The sequence below is a fragment of the Burkholderia sp. AU45251 genome (genome assembly GCF_030482905.1).
Taxonomy (GTDB): domain Bacteria; phylum Pseudomonadota; class Gammaproteobacteria; order Burkholderiales; family Burkholderiaceae; genus Burkholderia; species Burkholderia aenigmatica.
The window spans coordinates 108,908-128,272 of record NZ_JAUJQH010000014.1 but is presented as its reverse complement, the minus strand read 5'-3'; the positions used below and the strand labels follow the sequence as shown (position 1 = coordinate 128,272).

The window sequence follows — 19,365 nt, the reverse complement described above, 5'->3', positions numbered from 1 at the left end:
GCGGCAAATCGATCAAAACCCGCCCGATCACCCGCTCATTTCTTGGTTTTTAGCCGCTGCGAGCTTCTCGCGGCGGCTATTCCCCGCATTACAGGCGCACCTCTCCTGCACTCATCAAATGTCTTCGCGCCATCCACAGGTTCGACAGCGCGAACAGTGTCACCAACTGAGCGGTGTTTTTCGCCAGACCACGGAAGCGCGTCTTCACATAGCCGAACTGGCGTTTGATCACTCGAAACGGATGTTCGACCTTCGCGCGCACCTGAGCTTTGGCTTGTTCGATCCTGCGCTTGGCCTTGTACAGCACGCTGCGCTTGCCCAGCTTCTTGTAGGTGCTGCGACGGGCGGCAATCTGCCAGACGACCTTCCGGTCGGCGTGCTCCGGACGTTTGTCGACGCCGGTATAACCCGCGTCGCCGCCCACCCTCTGCTCGTCGCCATGCAGCAGCTTGTCGACCTGGGTGACGTCCGCCACGTTGGCCGCCGTGCCTACCACGCTGTGCACCAGCCCTGACTCGTCATCCACGCCGATGTGCGCCTTCATGCCGAAGTAGTACTGGTTGCCCTTCTTGGTTTGGTGCATCTCCGGGTCACGCTCGCCATCCTTGTTCTTGGTCGAGCTCGGCGCGTTGATCAGCGTCGCGTCGACGATGGTGCCTTGGCGCAACGACAGGCCGCGGTCACCCAGATAGCCGTTGATTACCGCTAGGATTCCCGCGGCCAGTTCGTGTTTTTCCAGCAACCGACGGAAGTTGAGGATCGTGGTTTCGTCAGGGATACGCTCCAGGCTCAAGCCCGCAAACTGGCGCAGGATGGTCGTCTCGTACAACGCCTCTTCCATCGCCGGATCGCTGTAGCCAAACCAGTTCTGCATCAGATGTACTCGCAGCATCGCCATCAACGGATAGGCCGGACGGCCGCCTTCACCCTTCGGGTAGTGCGGCTCGATCAACGCAATCAAACCCTTCCACGGCACCACTCGATCCATCTCGATCAGGAACAGCTCTTTGCGGGTCTGCTTGCGCTTGCCTGCGTACTCGGCGTCGGCGAAGGTCATCTGCTTCATGGGAAAACTCGGCGAGGTGAAGTCGGGGGATTTTGCCAAATCAGGAAGTCTTTTTCAGACCTTCCCAAGCACCTCGCAGCAGTCACTTCACTCTTCACGGACGCACCTCTCCTGCATTGGAGAGCAAATGTCGACGCGCCATCCAAATGTTCGACAGGGCGAACAGCGTCACCATCTGAGCAGTGTTTTTCACCAAGCCTCGGAAGCGCACTTTCGTATAACCAAACTGGCGCTTGATCACCCGAAATGGATGCTCAACCTTGGAGCGAACCTGGGCCTTGGCTCTTTCGATCTTACGTATCGCTTTGTATAACGCGCTGCGGTTACCGTGCTTTTTGTAAGTGCTGCGCCGGGCTGCAATCTGCCAGATGACTTGGCGCCCCTCATGCTCTTCACGCTTCTCTACACCGGTATAGCCCGCATCAGCGCAGACCACGTTCTCACCACCGTGCAGCAGTTTGTCGACTTGGGTTACGTCCGCGACGTTGGCCGCAGTGACCACCACGCTGTGCACAAGCCCGGACTCATCGTCGACACCAATGTGAGCTTTGGCACCGAAGTAATACTGGTTGCCCTTCTTGGTCTGATGCATTTCCGGGTCGCGTTTGCCGTCCTTGTTCTTGGTCGAACTGGGCGCATGAATCAGAGTGGCATCGACGATGGTGCCTTGTCGCAGTGACAAGCCACGGTCGCCCAAATAGCCATTGATCACGCCGAGAATACCGGTGGCCAACTCATGCTTTTCCAGCAGGCGACGGAAGTTGAGGATGGTGGTTTCATCCGGGATTCGCTCCAGGCTCAGACCGGAAAACTGGCGCAGGATCGTCGTCTCGTACAGCGCCTCTTCCATCGCCGGATCGCTGTAACCGAACCAGTTCTGCATTAGATGAATCCGCAGCATCGCCATCAGCGGATAGGCTGGACGGCCCCCTTCGCCCTTTGGGTAATGAGGTTTGATCAGAGCAATCAAACCCTCCCAGGGTACGACCCGATCCATCTCTATCAGGAACAGCTCCTTGCGGGTCTGCTTGCGCTTACCGGCGTACTCGGCATCGGCGAAGGTCATTTGTTTCATCATCGAAAAGCTCGGCGATTGGTGTCCGGGGATTTTGCCAAATCAGGAAGTCTTTTTCAGGATTTCCCCAGCTGCGCCACAACGGCCATGGCAGGCTCCATTCTCTCCCCGCTTCAACGGCCACGACCCGAACAGCTCAAGAGCTTAGCACCGCCTTTTGCGGTTGCGTGCCTCACCACTCACGCTTACTCCCTTCCAGAACGCGCCAACTGCTAAGCTACATGAGGACGACTCGCCCACAGCGCAAAGCACCTGTGTTCGCGCTATTGGCTGTCCCGTGCGTTGTGGTGCTGACCGTCGATGACGAGTCGAACCTACTGTATGGGCACTGCGCGCGGCAGCCTTTCATGCGTGCCAGCTACGTGCCCAAGGTTGGACGCGGATCGAAGCGTGCGCAGGGTTTTTCGTGAAAGTATAAAATCTAATCAACTTTATCAGAAGAAAATATATGATCGTAAGAAACTTTGAATACTTGCTTGCTTTGCACCGTGAAGGCCATTTTGGCAACGCGGCCAAAAGCTGCAATGTTTCTCAGCCGACACTCTCCGCGGGCATTAAGCAATTGGAGGAAGACATGGGTGTCGAGATCGTGCGTCATGGCCGACGCTATGACGGCCTCACTTCTGAAGGGATGCGCGTACTGTCTTGGGCTCAGCAGATGTATGACGACTGCAAAGGGCTGGAGCGAGAACTCTCCGCACTACGGCGAGGTATAGAGGGGCAATTCCGGCTAGGGATACTCCCAGGAACTGCCGGTGTAGCGCCCACATTAAGCATCGCCCTTGCTGAAAAAACACCCTTACTTCAACAATCAGTTCTGGTTTCCGGCGCTTCTTCCCTGCTACAGGCGATTCGAGAAAACAATTTGGATATCGCACTCATGCATTTGGAGGATATCCCAGGGGAAGACTTCGATACTCACCTTCTGTACCGTGAACGCATTTTCCTTTTTCACGCCGCGAGAACACAGCAACCCCGAAGCACAACGTGGGACCATGTTCTCAATAGACAACTCTGCGTGCTGAACTCGGCAGTACCTGAACCCATTCAAGATAGGCTGATGCAATGTACCGCGCAGACTATTCGCACTGATTCAATTGACGTGCTATCGGCACACGTGGCGACAGGAAAATATTCGGCAGTTCTTCCGCAATCTCTCGCCGGCCAACTCGCGCACATTCCAAATCTCCACGCAATCGCAATCAATGGACCAATGTCGCACTCAAATGTCGGATTCGTTGCTGGGAAAAATGCGTTCGAGGCACCGTCATCGCGTGCATTGCTCGAAATGGTGCACACCCCCGAACTCGCCGCCACTCTTCAATCCGTTATATCGATCCATCGTCGGTTCCAGCCCAAAGCAGACTCATCTCAAAGCCCCCTGAAATAGCGAGTCTTGAAGAGCAACTCTGTATTGCTTCAACCAGGCGAAGATTGCAGGCATGCCGTGTGCGCCGCTAACAGGCGCCACGTGCTGAGCAACCCATCGAAGGCCACTAGGTCCAGGGGCAACTCGGGGGACAGGAGTACCTGCTGCATGCGGCCTCCTCATGTCTCGCTGGGTCGAGCTGACTGTTCCTAGATCAAGCTAGGAGGCGCGATGTAGCGATGATCGTTGCCCTCTCCCGGCTAGGAGACGAGCACGGCTCGACGATCCCGCGTAGATAGATCGTGCCTATCTGTACATAGATTATTCCAGTTTGACCACTTCTGAGCTTGATCCGATGCTGTCAAGACCGCAGAAGGAGACGCGGCCAACGGCTAGGCAGTACCACGATCGTTCTTCTTGACAGCGGTAAATTTCGTTTCCCACTTCGATTTAGAAGATGGAAACATTAACGCACAGAGGTGACGAAATGACTCCGACCGGTAACCGAATCGTGACTTTCGAGAAGCCCTTGGAAATGAAGGTCAACACCTTCAAATTTCCAGAGCTGATAACCCCTCAAGGGAAAAGCGCACCCCATGGCGCTATCCTCAAAATAGTTACCACAAATATCTGTGGCAGCGACCTTCACATTTATCGCGGTTCGTTTGCTGTTCCCAAGGGAATGACCATGGGCCATGAAATGACCGGCGAAGTGATCGAAGTGGGATCAGACGTCGAAGTCGTGAAGAAGGGCGACATCGTTTCCGTTCCCTTCAATGTGGGGTGTGGGCGTTGCTACAACTGCAAGCATATGCGCTCCGATGTATGCGAGAACACCAACCCCGAAATCGACTGCGGAGCCTACGGGTTCAACCTCGGTGGCTGGACGGGGGGGCAAGGTGATTATCTCTTCGTACCGTATGCGGATTTCAATCTCCTTCGCTTCCCTGACAAGGATGCCGCCATGGAAAAAATCCGCGACCTGACCCTTCTCTCTGACGTATTACCCACAGCTTTCCATGGGTTCGCTGGCCCAGACTGGCCAGCCGCGCCGGCCTACGTCGTCGGCGAAAACATCCTGATCTTCGGTGCCGGGCCGGTCGGCAGAGCGGGTGCCGCCTGCGCCAGACTTCTGGGTGCAGGCGCCATCATCGTTGCCGATTACATTCAAGAGCGGCTGGACCTTCTCAAGCCACACGGCGTGGAAACCATCAACCTTTCCGACGGCGTGCCGATCGAGGAGCATCTCGAACGCATTACCGGGCACAGGGAGGTGGATCGCGTCATCGACTATGTTGGTGTGGACTGCCGCGGGTTTGGCGCGGAGGCTGACAAGATCGTGGAGAGCGCTGTTACCAACGCAATGCTCAAATATGTCCGCTTCGGCGGAATGACCAGTACGGTCGGTGTGTACTGCGCAAACCCGATCTCGAAAGACCCGAAAGCCAAGAAAGGCCATATGGATCTGGAATGGTCCAACGCCTGGATCAAGTCGCCGCGAATGTCGGCTGGTCAATCTCCGACGGCCAACTACAACCACGCGTTAATGCGGGCGATACTGAACGATCGCATGCCTTACCTTTCGCCGATGATGAACACTAAGTTCATCAAGCTCGAAGACGCGCCCGCCGCGTACAAAGAGTTCGACGCGGGTTCTGCATACAAGTACGTCATCGACCCGCATGGTTCAGTGCGGCATTAAGCATCCGGCGCGGGCTAAGCATCAGGATGTCTCACACTTTCTGGTGAGAGGCATTCTGGTCCCGCCAGTCTCCGGGCAGCAACTGGAGCCGGCGAATATTTTCGCCGGCATTTGCCGTCTGCCCCAGGGTACTTGCCTTGGCTCGGACCAGGAGCAGAGCCTCAGCAATCCGCAGGTGATGATCAACCGCAAGCGTGTTCAAGCGCTTGGTTCGCAATCGGCCAAGGGTCAGACGGGGACGATGCACGGCATCCATTGACGTGCGTGGCTGGAGATAGCCTTCGTCTGATCCTTATCACCCCACGGACTTGACAGGCTCGCCTGGTGTTGTGCCTGCCTCGGGCCATCGCACGGTCAACCCAGCCCTGGCTCATTCAGCCAGAAGTTTCCAATGATGTGGCCGAACTCGCCGCCGCCAGAATGGCAGTCACTTCTATAGGGAGATAGCACAGTGTTGGATAAGTCGGAACGGGAGGGTGGCCTATGGAGCTGCGCCATCTTCGCTGCTTCGTAGTTCTTGCTGAGGAGCTACATTTCACGCGGGCGGCTGAGCGCCTGCATATCGAACAACCACCGCTATCACGAGCCATCAAGGAACTTGAGGACGAGTTGGGCGTAGTGCTCTTCGACCGAAACCGACGAGGAACAGTTCTAACGGCGGCGGGCGCGGTCTTCTTGCAAGATGTTCGCCGTCTATTCACAGTGCTGGAACAGGCTCGTGAAAATGCCAAGGCTGTGGCATCGGGCTTGCGCGGTAGCCTGCGCATCGCTGTATCAGATGGGGCTATCGATCCACGGCTGTCGGCATTTCTGGCTCGTTGCCGCGCCGAGGAGCCGGAGATCGAAATACGCTTGTCAGAAGTGCCTCTGGCAGAGCAAGTGCGTGGCTTGCGTTCGGGCGACTTCATGATCGGGTTCGCGCACACGGGCGATGTCGGCGACGGTATCGCTGCCGAACCAATCTGGCACGACCCGCTGGTGATTGCGGTGCCAGCTCGTCACTCATTGCTCACCTACAAGGAGGTGCCACTTCAAGAACTTCAAGGCCATCCACTTGTCCTGTGCGACCCGCAGGTATGCGAGGGCTATTGCCGCGAACTCAAGCGGCTGCTCAACACGTTGGAGCACAAGCTGAATGTTGTCGAGGAAGTGTCCTCGCTGGACATGATGCTCACGTTGGTCGGCGCCGGCTACGGCATCGGCTTCATGACGGCGACCAAGATTCCCATCTCCCAACGGCCGGATGTGGTGATCCGCCCCTTGGCGATGGATTCTGCCGTGATCACCACCTACCTGCTTCGGCCCGACGGCGGCAATTTATCGGCTTCGGTGGAGCGATTTATCGTTCGCCTTCGCGACTCTTCGGACGGTTGACGGAGCCTGGCAGGCTAGACACTCAGGGATCAGTGTCGGCACGCAGATTGCGTTCGGTCGCCGTCATCAGGTCAGCCGCGCTTATTCCAAGTGCCGTAGAAATTTTCAGTATGAGCGGAAGCGTGGGCACGTGCTCACCACGCTCGATCTTACCCATGTGAGAACGCGAAATGCTTGCCCGAGATGCGAACTCGTCTTGCGCGACTCCTTGAGCGACGCGCGCAGCGCGCACGGCCTGTCCGAAGGCTAACGCCGACTCGGATTCATACGTCGATGTGCCAGAAGGACGGCCTGGCTGAATTGTTGATTTCTGCATTAGCAGAAGCGTCAAACAATCTGCCACAATTAACCACGTTAAAGATAACGACGTTAAACTTCACTCTTTCCTGCAACGCTGGTTTGCCTTTCTGGACAGATCGCTTATTGGGGGCCCTCATGCATGACGCCACCAGCCAGTTTTCCCATTTCAGGCTTGCTATCGCGCCCGGAGTGCCATCCTCTTGCCTCACAACGCTTCTTGCCCTACAGCGCGCGGAGGAACCAGAAGTCACCATCACGTTCTTTGAGACCTCAGCCGATGATCTGTTGACGGGCCTTGAGGAAGGCCGCTACGACGCTGGAATGACGCTTCGGAACGCTGGTGCTCCGGCCGTGAAAAGCCAACCGCTCTGGGTGGAGAACGTGGCTGTTGCAGTGCCGCTGGGGTCCCCCTTAGTTGCCCAGGCGAAGATCACGCTTGCCGAGCTTCTGGACTATCCGGTGTTTCGCTGGCCGGCGGAGGCTTGCCTACTGCTGGATCAGCGACTGTCCTTTCTTCCGTTGAGCCAGCAGAGCATTCAGCACGTGACTTCGTTCGAGATGATGGCGCTTTGGGTGACCGCTGGCTACGGAGTGGGGCTCTCCGCGCAATCGCGCATTGAGCGTGCCCATGCGTGGGGGATCACTATGCGACCGCTTTCAGACGGCCCCTACGAGATCGTGACATATCTGCAGCGGCCCCACGGACGAGCCAATGTTGTTTCTGAGCGGTTCGAGCACAGGGCAATGTTGGTTGCCAGGGACAGGGCGGCTTGCTCGAATACCCCATAGCCCGCTCTCGCCGAGGCTGCGTGCGGGTAATTGCAGCGGCACGCGCCTGTTAGCGCGCCAGTGATAGCGCTTCCATCTCTGGCAATATGATGAATTAACATGGTCTTTGGAGGCACGAATGGTTGGAAGTGGTTGGGATCGAGTACCAATTGACTCGCAAAGCATCGATGCGCCGCTGTCGCGCGCGGCGGTGTTTCTCACGTTGACAGTCGCCGAGGGCCACGAGGCCCTTCAGGCGGTCGCCGGCGTCTTGGACGGGCTGGACGACCTGATCAAAACGGTGGGCTTCCGCGATCTCAACGGCCGGCTGTCGTGCATCACTGCACTGGGATCGGCGCTATGGGACCGTTTCCAGACCGGGAAGCGCCCGAAGGAACTACGGCCCTTCGTGCCCATCGAGGGTGCCAAGCACACCGCGCCTGCCACGCCCGGCGACCTGTTCTTTCACATCCGTGCCGAACGCGAGGACCTCTGTTTTGAATTCGAGCGCCTGCTGCTGGACCAACTGGGCAGCAGCGTGACGGTGGCCGACGAGGTGGTCGGTTTTCGCTACTTCGACTCCCGCGACCTGCTTGGCTTTGTCGATGGCACGGCCAACCCGACCGGGCACGACATCGGCGCCTCGACGCTGGTCGGCAGTGAAGATCAGGCGTTCGCCGGCGGCAGCTACTTGGTGGTGCAGAAGTATCTGCACCAAATGCAGCCGTGGGCTCGGCTCGCCAAGGACGAGCAAGAGCGGATCATCGGCCGGGAGATCGTCAGCAATGTCGAATTGCCCGACGCGACGAGCGGCCAGAAATCGCACAAGACCCTCGCCACGATCGTGGACGACGACGGCACCGAGCACGACATCCTGCGCGACAACATGCCCTTCGGCCGCCCCGGCCAGGGCGAATATGGCACCTACTTCATCGGCTACTCCAGGCATCTGTGGGTGACGCAGAAGATGCTGGAGCGCATGTTCCTCGGCGATCCGCCAGGCATGCACGACCGCCTGCTCGATTTCTCGACGGCGCACACCGGCGCCGTGTTCTTCGCTCCCGCACCGCGCACGCTGAGCGAACTCGTGGAGGCGGTGCAAGCGTAATGCAGGGGCCGCAAGGCCCCTGCAAGGTTTGAGAGCCCTATGCTCCGTCTAGAACTACTGCGCTATCCACCAGCCGACGAACGCTTTGCCGCACATCCTCGGGGATGGGGTACGGGGCAATGGCCTCGGGCATATCCGCATAGTGCTGGTAGTCGCCCATGATGACCTGGATGATCGCCGGCACGTTGGTCGGCGTGACCGCATCAATGGCCGCGCGGTCCCCCAGGTCAGGGTGCGGCTGGGTCAGCATGCGGTACAGATCCCACGAATCCGCGTGCGGGCACTGGTTCATGAGCACCTGGGCCAGCTTGTGCTTGAGCGGCACCAGTTGCCAATCGGGAACACGCTGCCCCCGATTGCCCAAACTGATGGACAGCAACTTGCCCGCTTTCAGTTCGCGGTTGATCTGGTCCTTGGACTTTCCGGCCAGCTTGCCGAACAGCGGGACCGGCAAGCTGCTTGGAGACTCGTAGATGGTCAGCATTTCCTCGCGCTCGCGCTGGATCGCGGACACTTCCGGCTCTGGGGCATGCGTCGGAGGCGGCGGTACCTGAGACAGCCGCTGGAACGTGATGCCGCCGTTGCTCGGGGTTACGACAATAGGCGTGGCCACGACGGGCGGGACGCCGGGAGGAGTGGGCTCGGCCATCGCGAGGGTCGCATCCACCGCTTCCTCCACTTCTGCCATCGCCGGCACCCCGTCGATACGGATGGTCAGATGCGCGCTCGCGGCTTCCACTTCGCCCTGTTCGAGCAGGTCGAGCCGATCGGCCCAGTCCTGCATCATCCGACGGCGCGGCTCAACGTACTTGGCGTGGTTGTAGGACGAACTCACCTTGTTGGGGTCGGAATGGGAAAGCTGCGCGTCCACCCAAATCTTCGGGTAGCCAATCTCGTTGAGCGCCGTCGAGATAGTGCCGCGGATGCCGTGGCCGGTCAGGCGCCCCTCATAGCCCATGAGCTGCACGGCCTTGTTGAGGGTGTTCTCGCTGATGCGCTTCTTGAGTTCGCTGCGGTGTGACAGCAAGTACTTCTGCGCCGGCCGCATCACCCCCAGGAGATAGCGCACGATCTCGATGGCCTGCAGGGATAGCGGCACGATATAGGGGGGCACATCCTGCGGCCGCTTCCCTGCCTTGCGCATTTCATCCTGGAGCTGCTTGACGATCTGCGGTGGGATGATCCACAAGCCCCTGTCGAGGTCGAACTGTTCGGGTTCGGCCAATCGCAGTTCGCCGGTGCGCACCCCGGTCAGGAACAGCAGCCGGACGCCAAGCTGGGTCTGCCAGCCACGGGGGTTGTAGAGCCGGAGCTTCTGGAGGAACTCGGGCATCTCGGGCAGGTGCAGGTAGGGATTGTGGGCTACGGGGGGCTTGGGCTCTGCCACCACGTCCAGGTCGGCGGCCGGGTTGACTTCCAACCCCTCGGCAATGACCAGGGCATAGCGGAACAACTGGTTGAACCAGGTGCGGACCTTCTCGGCGGTGGTGAACGCCTTGCGTTTCTCGATCGCCGCCAAGACGCCCAGGAGTTGGGGGCGGCGAATGTCGTAGATCGACATTCTTCCCAGGGTGGGCAACACGTCCTTGTTGAAGATGCGCAGGATCTGCGACAGCGTGCTTTGACGGCCTTCCTTGAGTTCCTTGCGGCGATGCTCGACCCAGGCATCGAAGACGGTCTTGAAGGTGTATTCGCCCGCCAGCTTGGCCGCGTGCCGTTTCTGGTCGCGCTCGACCTGAGGATCGATCCCCCTGGCGAGCAGGGCCTGGGCCTTGTCTCGCTCGATCCGGGCCTCGCGCAGGCTGAGAGCAGGATAGCCGCCCAGGCACAGGCGCTTTTGCTTGCCCAGCCAGTAGTAGCGGAATTGCCATGACTTGCCGCCTGCGGCTGAGACCATCAGGCCCAGGCAGTCGTTGTCGGAGAGGGTGTAGCGTTTTCCGGTGGTCTTCGCCTGCCGGACGGTCAGATCAGAGAGCGCCATTTCGAGACTCCTAAGTAATGACTTAGGCCCTATGCTCGTCATGGTCCCCGCTCAGCCCCAGCAACTATCCGGTAGCCGACCCACCCGTATTCTTGTGCCTTATTTGGTCACTCAAAAACGGTAGCTGTGGGTGGATTTCCGTGGCACTCGCTGGAATGAAAAAAGGAGCCGAAGCTCCTTTTTTCAATGACCTACAGACCCCAGTAGAAGTCTGTGGATCAAAATTTGGAGCGGGAGACGAGTCTCGAACTCGCGACCTCAACCTTGGCAAGGTTGCGCTCTACCAACTGAGCTACTCCCGCATGTGTCCTGCATCTGCAGCGCTTTGCCGTACAACACGCTGCCAGATAAAATCTGGAGCGGGAGACGAGTCTCGAACTCGCGACCTCAACCTTGGCAAGGTTGCGCTCTACCAACTGAGCTACTCCCGCGTATTGCTGCGCTACTGCTTCCCCGTCACACACTTACTTCGTCGTGCAGCGGAGAAGCGAGATTATGTCGAAGGCACATTCGTGTGTCAAGAGCTTTTCCAGCCCTTTTTCCAAAAAACCTGCGCCGCAGAATCTGCGGTGCAGGTCACGCGCCCCCGCGCTCGCGAATTTGCGGCCATGCGAGCTTCATGTAGTACAGCATCGACCAGATCGTCAGCACCGCGGCGAGATACATCAGCCATTCGCCCCACACCCGCGTGTCGATCGTCGCGACGCCAAGCGGCAGCGGCCCGTAAAACAGCAGCATCGGAATCGCGACCATCTGGCAGGCGGTCTTGAACTTGCCGAGCTGGTTCACCGCGACGCTCTTCGACGCGCCGATCTGTGCCATCCACTCGCGCAGCGCCGAAATCGCGATCTCGCGGCCGACGATCACGAGTGCGATCGCCGCGTCGACCCGCGAAATCTGCACGAGGATCAGCAGCGCGGCCGTCACCATCAGCTTGTCCGCCACCGGATCGAGAAATGCGCCGAACGAAGACGTCTGGTTCCACTTGCGGGCGAGATAGCCGTCGAACCAGTCGGTCAGCGCCGCGAGTATGAAGATCGCCGCCGCCGCGAGATTGCGGTGCGCGCCGCCCATCACCGTGTCCGGCAGATAGAACACGCCGACGACGAGCGGGATCAGCACGATCCGTACCCACGTCAGGAAAATCGGGAAATTGAACGGCATGGCATGCGGGACAGTAAAGGATTCGCAATTGTGCCGTGTCGACCGGCCTGCCACAAGAACGCTGGCAACGCAGCCGGCCGCACGGCCGCGTCAGTGAAGCTGCTTGTAGATCTGCTCGGCGAGCGCGTGCGAGATGCCCTCGACGCTCGCGAGCTCCTCGACGCTCGCGGCAACCACGCCGCGCAACCCGCCGAACCGCGCGAGCAGTCGCTGCCGGCGCTTCGCGCCGACGCCCTCGAGCTCCTCGAGCCGCGACGTCTGGCGCGCCTTCGCGCGTTTCGCGCGCATGCCGGTGATCGCGAAGCGGTGCGCCTCGTCGCGGATCTGTGCGACGAGCATCAGCGCCGCGCTCTCCTTGCCGAGTTCGAGCGGCGTGCGGCCGTCCGCGAACACGAGCGTCTCGAGGCCGACCTTGCGCCCCTCGCCTTTCGCGACGCCGACCAGCATCGACGTGTCGAGGCCGAGCTCGGTGAACACCTGGCGCGCGATTTCGACCTGACCCTTGCCGCCGTCGATCAGCACGATGTTCGGCAGCAGGCTCGACGCCTCGGCCTGACGCGTCGACTCGCCGTCGATCCCGGCCGCATCGTCGGCGGCAGCCGCCTGCGCGGCCTGCTCGACCATCTTCTCGTAGCGGCGCGTGAGCACCTGCCGCATCGCCGCGTAGTCGTCGCCCGGCGTGATCCCGGTGATGTTGTAGCGGCGGTACTCGCCCGACTGCATCTTGTGATGGTGGTAGACCACGCACGACGCCTGCGTCGCCTCGCCCATCGTATGACTGATGTCGAAGCATTCGATCCGCAACGTCGCGAGATCATCGCATTCGTAGCTGAGCGTCTCCGCGAGCGCACGCGTGCGCGCTTGCTGCGAGCCTTGCTCCGACAGCAGCCGCATGAGCGCGATCTGCGCATTCTGTTCGGCCATCGACAGCCACGCGCGCCGCTGCCCCTGCGGCTGCCGCACCAGCGACACCTTGTGGCCGGCCTGCTCGGACAGCAACTCGAGCAGGTCGCGGCTCGCGGGCGCATGGCTCACGACGAGCACCGGCGGCACGCGATTGCCGAGATAGTGCTGCGCGATGAACGCGTCGAGCACCTCGGCCTCGACCGACGCCGCCGCGTCGGCGCGCGTGCGGCCGGGTTCTTCCGCGGGCAGGTCGGGCAATACGTCGACGGCCGCAGCGGCCGCCTCCGCCAGCTCGGACTCGTCGCCGATACCGCCCTCGGCGAGGGTCAGCGCGCTTTCGACGTGCGTCGGAAAATACGCCTTGTCGCCGAGATGCCGGCCGCCACGCACCATCGCGAGGTTCACGCACACGCGCCCACCCTGCGCGACCACGGCCAGGATGTCGACGTCGCTGTCGCTGCCGACCTCGATCGCCTGCTGGTGCAGCACCGTCGCGAGCGAGCTCATCTGGTTGCGCACGGCCGCCGCCTGCTCGAATTTCAGCTCGGCCGCGAACGCGTGCATCTTCTGCTCGAGCTCCTTCATCACTTCGGACTGCCGGCCGAGCAGGAAGCGCGCGGCGTTCGACACGTCGATCGCGTAATCCTCGTCGGAGATCGCGCCGACGCACGGCGCCGTGCAGCGCCCGATCTGGTGCAGCAGGCACGGCCGTGTGCGGTTGTTGAAAACCGAATCCTCGCAGGTACGCAACTGGAACACGCGCTGCAGGATCTGGATGCTCTCGCGCACGGCCCAGGCGCTCGGGAACGGCCCGAAATACTGGTTCTGCTTGTCGACCGAGCCGCGGTAGTAGGCCATCCGCGGAAATCGGTGCGCGGTGAGCTTCAGGTACGGATACGACTTGTCGTCGCGAAACAGGATGTTGTAGCGCGGCGCGAGCGCCTTGATCAGGTTGTTCTCGAGCAGCAGCGCCTCGGCCTCCGAACGCGTAACGGTCGTCTCGATGCGCGCGATGCGCGTGACCATCATCGCGATGCGCGGCGACAGCTGCGTCTTCGTGAAATAGCTCGATACGCGCTTCTTCAGATCGCGTGCCTTGCCGACATAGAGCACGGCGCCCGCCGTGTCGTAATAGCGATAGACGCCGGGCATGTGCGGCAACTGCGCCAGGATCTTCTTCGGTTCGAACGGGGTATCGGAAGCTTCAGGGGATGTCATGCGTGATCCGGGCGCCTTGTAACGCGGAACGGGTCTATTAGAATCGCCAGTTTAGAGCATTCACCGCCCCGCTTCGATGCCACGCACCACCGCTGCCCCCCTGCCCGCCGCACCGCTCCCGTCGGGCGAACCGATCGCCTGCGACCTCTTCTGTACGGTGGTCGACAATTTCGGCGACATCGGCGTCTGCTGGCGCGTCGCGCGCCAGCTCGCGCACGAGCACGGCTGGCAGGTTCGCCTGTTCGTCGACGACCTGCGCACGTTCGCGCGCCTGCTGCCCGGGGTCGATCCCGACGCGGGGCGGCAGACGGTCGACGCGATCGTGGTCGAGCACTGGCATGCGGAAGTCGGCGACGCGCTGGAGATCGCCGATGTCGTGATCGAAGCGTTCGCGTGCGAGCTGCCCGGCGCGTATCTCGCGGCGATGGCGCGCCGCGCCCGTCGCCCCGTGTGGATCAACCTCGAATACCTGAGCGCTGAGGACTGGGTCGCCGATTTCCATCTGCGGCCGTCGCCGCATCCGCGCTACCCGCTGCTGAAGACGTTTTTCTTCCCCGGCCTGTCGGCCGGCACCGGCGGCGTCCTGAAGGAGCACGATCTCGATACGCGCCGCACGGCCTTCGAAACCGACGCCGCGGCGCAAGACGCCTGGTGGCGGCGCGCGACTGGCGGCCCGCTGCCGGCCCCCGGCACCACGGTCGTCAGCCTGTTCGCCTACGAGAATCCGGCCGTCGACGCGCTGCTCGCGCAGTGGCGCGACGGCTCGTCGCCGGTCGTCGCACTCGTGCCGGCCGGCCGCGTGTCGCCTGCCGTCGCGCGCTTTTTCGGGGTCGAGTCGTTCGGCGCGGGCACGCATGCGAACAGCGGTAACCTGACGGCTCACGGGCTCGCGTTCGTCCCCCAGGCCGACTACGATCCGTTGCTGTGGGTGGCCGACATCAATTTCGTGCGCGGCGAGGATTCGTTCGTCCGGGCGCAGTGGGCACGCAAGCCGTTCGTGTGGCACATCTACCCGCAGGCCGACGACGTGCACCTGCCGAAGCTCGATGCCGCGCTGGCGCACCTGTCGGCCGACCTCGCCGACGCGCCGCGCGCGGCACTCGAGCGGTTCTGGCATGCCTGGAACGGCGTCGGCACGCCCGACTGGGCCGATTTCTGGCAGCACCGTGCCGTACTGGACGCCAACGCGGCCCGCTGGGCCGATGCGCTCGCGGCCGTCGGCGATCTCGCTGGAAAGCTGGCGGAATATGCAAAATCTCAGTTAAAATAAGCGGTTATCCGACGGCTGACCAGGCAAGCGCTCGCTTTTGGCGTCCACCGGAACGCACGCTTGCACCGTCAGCCGTTGCGCAACGCTCAGGCACCTATTTATTTGATTTGATCAGGACAGTTTTTTATGAAAACCGCACAGGAACTCCGCGTAGGCAACGTCGTGCAGATCGGCAGCGACGCATGGGTCATCGCCAAGGCCGAATACAACAAGTCGGGCCGTAACTCCGCCGTCGTCAAGATGAAGATGAAGAACCTGCTGACGAACGCAGGCCAGGAAGCGGTTTACAAGGCTGACGACAAGTTCGACGTCGTCGTGCTCGACCGCAAGGAAGTGACGTACTCGTACTTCGCCGATCCGATGTACGTGTTCATGGACGCCGACTACAACCAGTTCGAAGTCGAAGCGGAAATGATGGGCGAAGCGCTGAACTACCTTGAAGACGGCATGGCTTGCGAAGTCGTGTTCTACAACGAGAAGGCCATCTCGGTCGAACTGCCGACGGTCCTCGTTCGCGAGATCACCTACACGGAACCGGCAGTCAAGGGCGACACGTCGTCGGGCAAGGTGCTGAAGAACGCCAAGCTCGCAACGGGCTTCGAACTGCAAGTGCCGCTGTTCTGCAATACCGGCGACAAGATCGAAATCGATACGCGTACGAACGAATACCGCAGCCGCGCGTAATCGCCAGCAGTACCCGCATCGAACAAAGCGCCCTTCGGGGCGCTTTTTGTTTGTCCGGCGCCAACAACCTAGCGGGCGTCAGGCTCATGTAAAGCACAAAATCCACCGGTAAAGATATTCAATTTGTATCATCGGTAACTGTTTTATAGCGCCGGAGAAATAATGCTCGTTACGCGTTCAGCGGGGCATAAAATCAGTTTTTAATCTGACATGCGGTTGCGGCCCCGTTGGCCGACAGCCCGCCTCTCTTGACTCGACTCGCGTCCACCATGCCACACGCCCTGATTGTCGAAGACGATCCCAACAGTCTGTCCGGCCTCACCGCGCTGCTCGCCGCGGACGGCTTCTCGGTCGACACGGCCACGTCGCTCGCCGAAGCGCGCACGGCGCTCGGCCGCTCCATTCCCGACGTCGTGCTCGTCGACCTGAACCTGCCGGACGGCAGCGGGTTCGACCTGCTCCAGCACCTGCCGCAGCAACAGCCGAACGGCTCGCTGCCCGTCATCGTGCTGACGGGCAATGCGACGGTCGAAAGCGCCATCGAGGGCCTGCGTCACGGTATCTGGGACTACCTGCTGAAGCCGATCAACATTCCGCGCCTGCGCAGCCTGCTCGCGCGGATCCCGCGCCCGTACGAACTGATCGACGAAGTGCAGTCGTTGCGCGCCTCGCTGCGCCATCTCGGCCGCTTCGGCGCGCTGGTCGGCCGCAGCGACGCGATGCAGCACGTGTACGACATGATCGAGCACAACGCGCGCACCGAAACAGCCGTGCTGTTCTCGGGCGAAACCGGTACCGGCAAGAAGCTGGCCGCGCGCACGCTGCACGACCTGAGCCGGCGCCGCAAGGGGCCGTTCGTGTCGTTCGACTGCCGGACCATCGCGCAGGCCGGCCGCCACGGCGCATCGCTCGACAGCGTGTTGTTCGGCCATGAGCGCGGCGCGTTCGATGGCGCCGAGCGCCGCGAATCGGGCCTGTTCGAACAGGCCGGCGGCGGCACGCTGTTCCTCGACGAAATCACCGCGCTGCCGCTCGTGCTGCAGGAAGCACTGCTGCATGCGCTCGATTCGCAGAACTTCATGCGGATCGGCGGCACCAGCTCGATCACGAGCGATTTCCGGCTGATCGCGACCACGCGCCGCCCGGCGCGCGAAGCAGTCGCGAACGGCACGCTGCGCGAGGATCTGTGGCTGCGCCTCGATGCGGCGTCGATCACGATGCCGCCGCTGCGCGAGCGCGACGGCGACGCGCTCGCGATCGCGGACGCGCTGATCGACGAACTGAACCGCGAAGCGCGCGCAACCGGCCGCAGCACGACCGACAAGCGCGCAGCGCCGGGCTTCGTGCGCGAATGCCTGTCCTACGAATGGCCGGGCAACGTGCGCGAGCTGCAGGAACGCGTGCGCTTCGCGTACGACGCATCGGGCGATTTCATCGAGACGCTGCGCGCGGGCGAACCGAGCTTCTCGGCCGGCGCCGCGCTGAACGGCAGCAGCGTACAGATCAAGGTCGGCACGCCGCTGTCCGACGTCGAGGATCTGTTGATCCGCGCGACGCTCGATGCAGTCGGCGGCACGCGCCACCGCGCGGCAACGCTGCTCGGCATCAGCCCGAAGACGCTGTACAACAAGCTGCAGCGGATGAAGGTGAACTGAGCGGGCGGCGATGCAGACAGGCGCTGACAGGAGCCGACCGTTAGTTGCGTGTTAATTCACGTCACCGACTGGCCTGAATCCCGAAGCTGCCTGGTTCACGCCGGCAGTAGTCCATAAAAAAGCCGCGCGATTGCGCGGCTTTCTGTTTCGGTGACCGGAATGGCGCGCACCGCGCCATCTCCTCCCCGCTCAGGCCAGTGCGCTGCTCAACAGCGCCTGCGCCTGCAGATACTCGGGCTGCGCGATCAGCTTGTCCCACTTGAGCGCCTTGCCGCGCGCGCGCATCCGCTTGATGCGTCGCACCGACTCGTCCGTTGCCCGCGCTTTCAGTCCGTTCAGCACGACCTCGGCCGCGTCCGGCTGATTGCAGACGAGCACCATGTCGCAACCGGCCGCGAGCGCGGCGTCGGCCGCCTGCGTGAGCGTGCCGCCTTCGCGCGCGGCTTCCATCGACAGGTCGTCGCTGAAGATCGCTCCCGTGAAGCCGAGCCGCCCGCGCAGGATGTCCTGCAACCACACGCGCGAGAAACCGGCCGGGCGCTTGTCGACCTGCGTGTAGATCACATGCGCGGGAATCACCGCGGACAACGACAGGCCGAGCCAGTCGTACGGCGCGACGTCCTGCTTGAGGATCGCGTCGAGCGTGCGGTCGTCGGTCGGCAGCGCGACGTGCGAGTCGGCCTCCGCGAAGCCGTGCCCCGGGAAATGCTTGCCGCAGTTCGCCATCCCGGCGAGCGACAGCCCATGGTTCAGGCTCTTCGCGAGCAGCGTGACGACGCGCGCATCGCGATGGAACGCGCGATCGCCGATCACTTTCGAGTGCCCGTAGTCGAGGTCGAGCACGGGCGTGAAGCTCATGTCGATCCCGCAAGCACGCAGTTCGGCAGCCAGGATGTAGCCGACGGCCGTGGCGACCTTCGCCGCGAGCAGCACGTCGCGATCCCACAGCTCGCCGAGGCGACGCATTGCGGGCAGCACCGTGAAGCCATCGGTGCGGAACCGCTGCACGCGCCCGCCTTCGTGATCGACGGCGATCAGGATGTCTTCGCGCACCGCGCGGATCGAGTCGGTCAGCGCGGTCAGTTGCGCACGGTTCTGGAAGTGCCGCGCGAACAGGATCACGCCGCCGGTATTCGGATGCGCGAGGCGCCGCGCATCGTCGCGCGACAGGGCCGTGCCGACGACGTCGAGCATGACCGGGCCGGGAGTCGTTTTCATTGAATCGGGAATTCCGTCAGGAGGAGGTTCGGGAAACAGGTGCAGGCGCCGCATCCGTCTCGGCGATCACGAACGACACCGCGTAGTCGCGTTCGTCGCTGACCGTCACGCGCGCCGTGATGCCACGGGCGGCCAGCCAGTCGGCCAGCTCGCCCGACGCGACCACGTACGGCTCGCCGCTCGGATGGTTGAGGGTCTGCAGCGCACGCCACGTCATCGGCCAGTGCATGCCGAGCCCGATCGCCTTCGAGAATGCTTCCTTCGCGGAAAAGCGCGTCGCGAGGAACGCGATGCCGCGCGCCTCGGAGCGGGCGCGGCGCGCATGGAACACGCGCAGTTCGTCGGGGCCCAGCACCTTCTCGGCAAACCGGCCGCCCGTGCGTTCGAGCACGGCTGCGATGCGGCTCACCTGGGCGATGTCGGTACCGATGCCGTAGATCGCCATGTCAGTACGCGCCAGTGCGACCCGGGCGGGCCGGGTCAGGCATGACGCGCGACGCGCGGCGG

16 protein-coding genes and 2 tRNA genes are annotated in these 19,365 nt (G+C 61.9%); 8 read left to right on the top strand and 10 right to left on the bottom strand.

Translation table 11 applies throughout. The annotated features are described in order from the left end of the window. Positions 1 to 88: 88 nt before the first annotated feature. Both QZM67_RS25110 and QZM67_RS25105 read right to left on the bottom strand, forming a co-directional pair. Entirely contained in the window at positions 89 to 1,066 is a 978-nt protein-coding gene (locus tag QZM67_RS25110) for an IS5 family transposase (protein ID WP_034072818.1), read from the bottom strand. A gap of 94 nt (positions 1,067 to 1,160) precedes the next feature. Continuing rightward, the gene (locus QZM67_RS25105; protein WP_024086516.1) at positions 1,161 to 2,141 is read right to left on the bottom strand and encodes an IS5-like element ISPa26 family transposase; all 981 of its coding nucleotides are present in this window, start codon (positions 2,139 to 2,141) and stop codon (positions 1,161 to 1,163) included. A gap of 448 nt (positions 2,142 to 2,589) precedes the next feature. Here QZM67_RS25105 and QZM67_RS25100 point away from each other — a divergent pair, with 448 nt between their 5' ends. The 3 genes from QZM67_RS25100 to QZM67_RS25090 all read left to right on the top strand — a co-directional run bounded on the left by QZM67_RS25100 (position 2,590) and on the right by QZM67_RS25090 (position 6,586). Next, positions 2,590 to 3,531: a LysR family transcriptional regulator gene (locus QZM67_RS25100; protein ID WP_028698648.1), complete on the top strand. Its 942-nt coding sequence runs from the start codon at positions 2,590 to 2,592 to the stop codon at positions 3,529 to 3,531. Positions 3,532 to 4,045: 514 nt separating this feature from the next. Beyond that, positions 4,046 to 5,212 (top strand): glutathione-independent formaldehyde dehydrogenase, encoded by a 1,167-nt coding sequence (locus QZM67_RS25095; RefSeq protein ID WP_020924942.1) that lies wholly within the window; start codon positions 4,046 to 4,048, stop codon positions 5,210 to 5,212. Positions 5,213 to 5,695: 483 nt separating this feature from the next. After that, positions 5,696 to 6,586 carry a LysR family transcriptional regulator gene (locus tag QZM67_RS25090; RefSeq protein WP_023103878.1) on the top strand — a complete coding sequence of 297 codons (891 nt, stop codon included), beginning with the start codon at positions 5,696 to 5,698 and terminating at the stop codon, positions 6,584 to 6,586. 22 nt (positions 6,587 to 6,608) lie between these two features. On the opposite strand, the gene QZM67_RS25085 is transcribed toward QZM67_RS25090, so the two are convergent. Continuing rightward, positions 6,609 to 6,902 carry a helix-turn-helix domain-containing protein gene (locus tag QZM67_RS25085; RefSeq protein WP_009459591.1) on the bottom strand — a complete coding sequence of 98 codons (294 nt, stop codon included), beginning with the start codon at positions 6,900 to 6,902 and terminating at the stop codon, positions 6,609 to 6,611. Between the two features lie 119 nt (positions 6,903 to 7,021). On the opposite strand from QZM67_RS25085, the gene QZM67_RS25080 reads away from it, so the two are divergent. After that, positions 7,022 to 7,675 carry a substrate-binding domain-containing protein gene (locus QZM67_RS25080; protein ID WP_023106332.1) on the top strand — a complete coding sequence of 218 codons (654 nt, stop codon included), beginning with the start codon at positions 7,022 to 7,024 and terminating at the stop codon, positions 7,673 to 7,675. Between the two features lie 118 nt (positions 7,676 to 7,793). Beyond that, a complete protein-coding gene (locus QZM67_RS25075; RefSeq protein WP_020924940.1) occupies positions 7,794 to 8,762 on the top strand; it encodes a Dyp-type peroxidase in 969 nt (322 codons plus the stop codon). A 37-nt stretch (positions 8,763 to 8,799) separates the two neighbouring features. Here QZM67_RS25075 and QZM67_RS25070 read toward each other — a convergent pair whose 3' ends face one another. The 5 genes from QZM67_RS25070 to uvrC all read right to left on the bottom strand — a co-directional run bounded on the left by QZM67_RS25070 (position 8,800) and on the right by uvrC (position 14,031). Then, positions 8,800 to 10,743: an integrase arm-type DNA-binding domain-containing protein gene (locus QZM67_RS25070; RefSeq protein ID WP_009876631.1), complete on the bottom strand. Its 1,944-nt coding sequence runs from the start codon at positions 10,741 to 10,743 to the stop codon at positions 8,800 to 8,802. 226 nt (positions 10,744 to 10,969) lie between these two features. Continuing rightward, positions 10,970 to 11,045: transfer RNA gene (locus tag QZM67_RS25065), tRNA-Gly, on the bottom strand. Between the two features lie 53 nt (positions 11,046 to 11,098). After that, positions 11,099 to 11,174, bottom strand: a tRNA-Gly gene (locus QZM67_RS25060). Between the two features lie 145 nt (positions 11,175 to 11,319). Then, entirely contained in the window at positions 11,320 to 11,907 is a 588-nt protein-coding gene (gene pgsA, locus QZM67_RS25055; RefSeq protein WP_011351424.1) for a CDP-diacylglycerol--glycerol-3-phosphate 3-phosphatidyltransferase, read from the bottom strand. A 90-nt stretch (positions 11,908 to 11,997) separates the two neighbouring features. Further along, entirely contained in the window at positions 11,998 to 14,031 is a 2,034-nt protein-coding gene (uvrC, locus tag QZM67_RS25050) for an excinuclease ABC subunit UvrC (RefSeq protein WP_301769090.1), read from the bottom strand. 76 nt (positions 14,032 to 14,107) lie between these two features. Between uvrC and earP the strand changes: the two genes are divergently transcribed. From earP to QZM67_RS25035, 3 genes are all read left to right on the top strand, one after another. Then, entirely contained in the window at positions 14,108 to 15,301 is a 1,194-nt protein-coding gene (gene earP, locus QZM67_RS25045; protein WP_301807408.1) for an elongation factor P maturation arginine rhamnosyltransferase EarP, read from the top strand. Positions 15,302 to 15,427: 126 nt separating this feature from the next. Beyond that, complete coding sequence (gene efp / locus QZM67_RS25040) at positions 15,428 to 15,985, top strand: elongation factor P (RefSeq protein ID WP_011351421.1); 558 nt, start codon at positions 15,428 to 15,430, stop codon at positions 15,983 to 15,985. A gap of 269 nt (positions 15,986 to 16,254) precedes the next feature. Then, on the top strand, positions 16,255 to 17,640 hold the full coding sequence (locus QZM67_RS25035; protein WP_301807405.1) for a sigma-54 dependent transcriptional regulator: 1,386 nt from the start codon (positions 16,255 to 16,257) through the stop codon (positions 17,638 to 17,640). A 189-nt stretch (positions 17,641 to 17,829) separates the two neighbouring features. Here QZM67_RS25035 and nagZ read toward each other — a convergent pair whose 3' ends face one another. Next, the gene (gene nagZ, locus QZM67_RS25030; RefSeq protein WP_043182001.1) at positions 17,830 to 18,858 is read right to left on the bottom strand and encodes a beta-N-acetylhexosaminidase; all 1,029 of its coding nucleotides are present in this window, start codon (positions 18,856 to 18,858) and stop codon (positions 17,830 to 17,832) included. Between the two features lie 16 nt (positions 18,859 to 18,874). Further along, positions 18,875 to 19,303 carry a holo-ACP synthase gene (gene acpS, locus QZM67_RS25025; protein WP_122944847.1) on the bottom strand — a complete coding sequence of 143 codons (429 nt, stop codon included), beginning with the start codon at positions 19,301 to 19,303 and terminating at the stop codon, positions 18,875 to 18,877. Between the last annotated feature and the right edge of the window lie 62 nt (positions 19,304 to 19,365).

Bases quoted from the DNA above. Each gene is read 5' to 3' on its own strand.
- QZM67_RS25110 (WP_034072818.1), bottom strand. From the start codon at position 1,066: ATGAAGCAGATGACCTTCGCCGACGCCGAGTACGCAGGCAAGCGCAAG.
- QZM67_RS25105 (WP_024086516.1), bottom strand. From the start codon at position 2,141: ATGAAACAAATGACCTTCGCCGATGCCGAGTACGCCGGTAAGCGCAAG.
- QZM67_RS25100 (WP_028698648.1), top strand. From the start codon at position 2,590: ATGATCGTAAGAAACTTTGAATACTTGCTTGCTTTGCACCGTGAAGGC.
- QZM67_RS25095 (WP_020924942.1), top strand. From the start codon at position 4,046: ATGAAGGTCAACACCTTCAAATTTCCAGAGCTGATAACCCCTCAAGGG.
- QZM67_RS25090 (WP_023103878.1), top strand. From the start codon at position 5,696: ATGGAGCTGCGCCATCTTCGCTGCTTCGTAGTTCTTGCTGAGGAGCTA.
- QZM67_RS25085 (WP_009459591.1), bottom strand. From the start codon at position 6,902: ATGCAGAAATCAACAATTCAGCCAGGCCGTCCTTCTGGCACATCGACG.
- QZM67_RS25080 (WP_023106332.1), top strand. From the start codon at position 7,022: ATGCATGACGCCACCAGCCAGTTTTCCCATTTCAGGCTTGCTATCGCG.
- QZM67_RS25075 (WP_020924940.1), top strand. From the start codon at position 7,794: ATGGTTGGAAGTGGTTGGGATCGAGTACCAATTGACTCGCAAAGCATC.
- QZM67_RS25070 (WP_009876631.1), bottom strand. From the start codon at position 10,743: ATGGCGCTCTCTGATCTGACCGTCCGGCAGGCGAAGACCACCGGAAAA.
- pgsA (WP_011351424.1), bottom strand. From the start codon at position 11,907: ATGCCGTTCAATTTCCCGATTTTCCTGACGTGGGTACGGATCGTGCTG.
- uvrC (WP_301769090.1), bottom strand. From the start codon at position 14,031: ATGACATCCCCTGAAGCTTCCGATACCCCGTTCGAACCGAAGAAGATC.
- earP (WP_301807408.1), top strand. From the start codon at position 14,108: ATGCCACGCACCACCGCTGCCCCCCTGCCCGCCGCACCGCTCCCGTCG.
- efp (WP_011351421.1), top strand. From the start codon at position 15,428: ATGAAAACCGCACAGGAACTCCGCGTAGGCAACGTCGTGCAGATCGGC.
- QZM67_RS25035 (WP_301807405.1), top strand. From the start codon at position 16,255: ATGCCACACGCCCTGATTGTCGAAGACGATCCCAACAGTCTGTCCGGC.
- nagZ (WP_043182001.1), bottom strand. From the start codon at position 18,858: ATGAAAACGACTCCCGGCCCGGTCATGCTCGACGTCGTCGGCACGGCC.
- acpS (WP_122944847.1), bottom strand. From the start codon at position 19,303: ATGGCGATCTACGGCATCGGTACCGACATCGCCCAGGTGAGCCGCATC.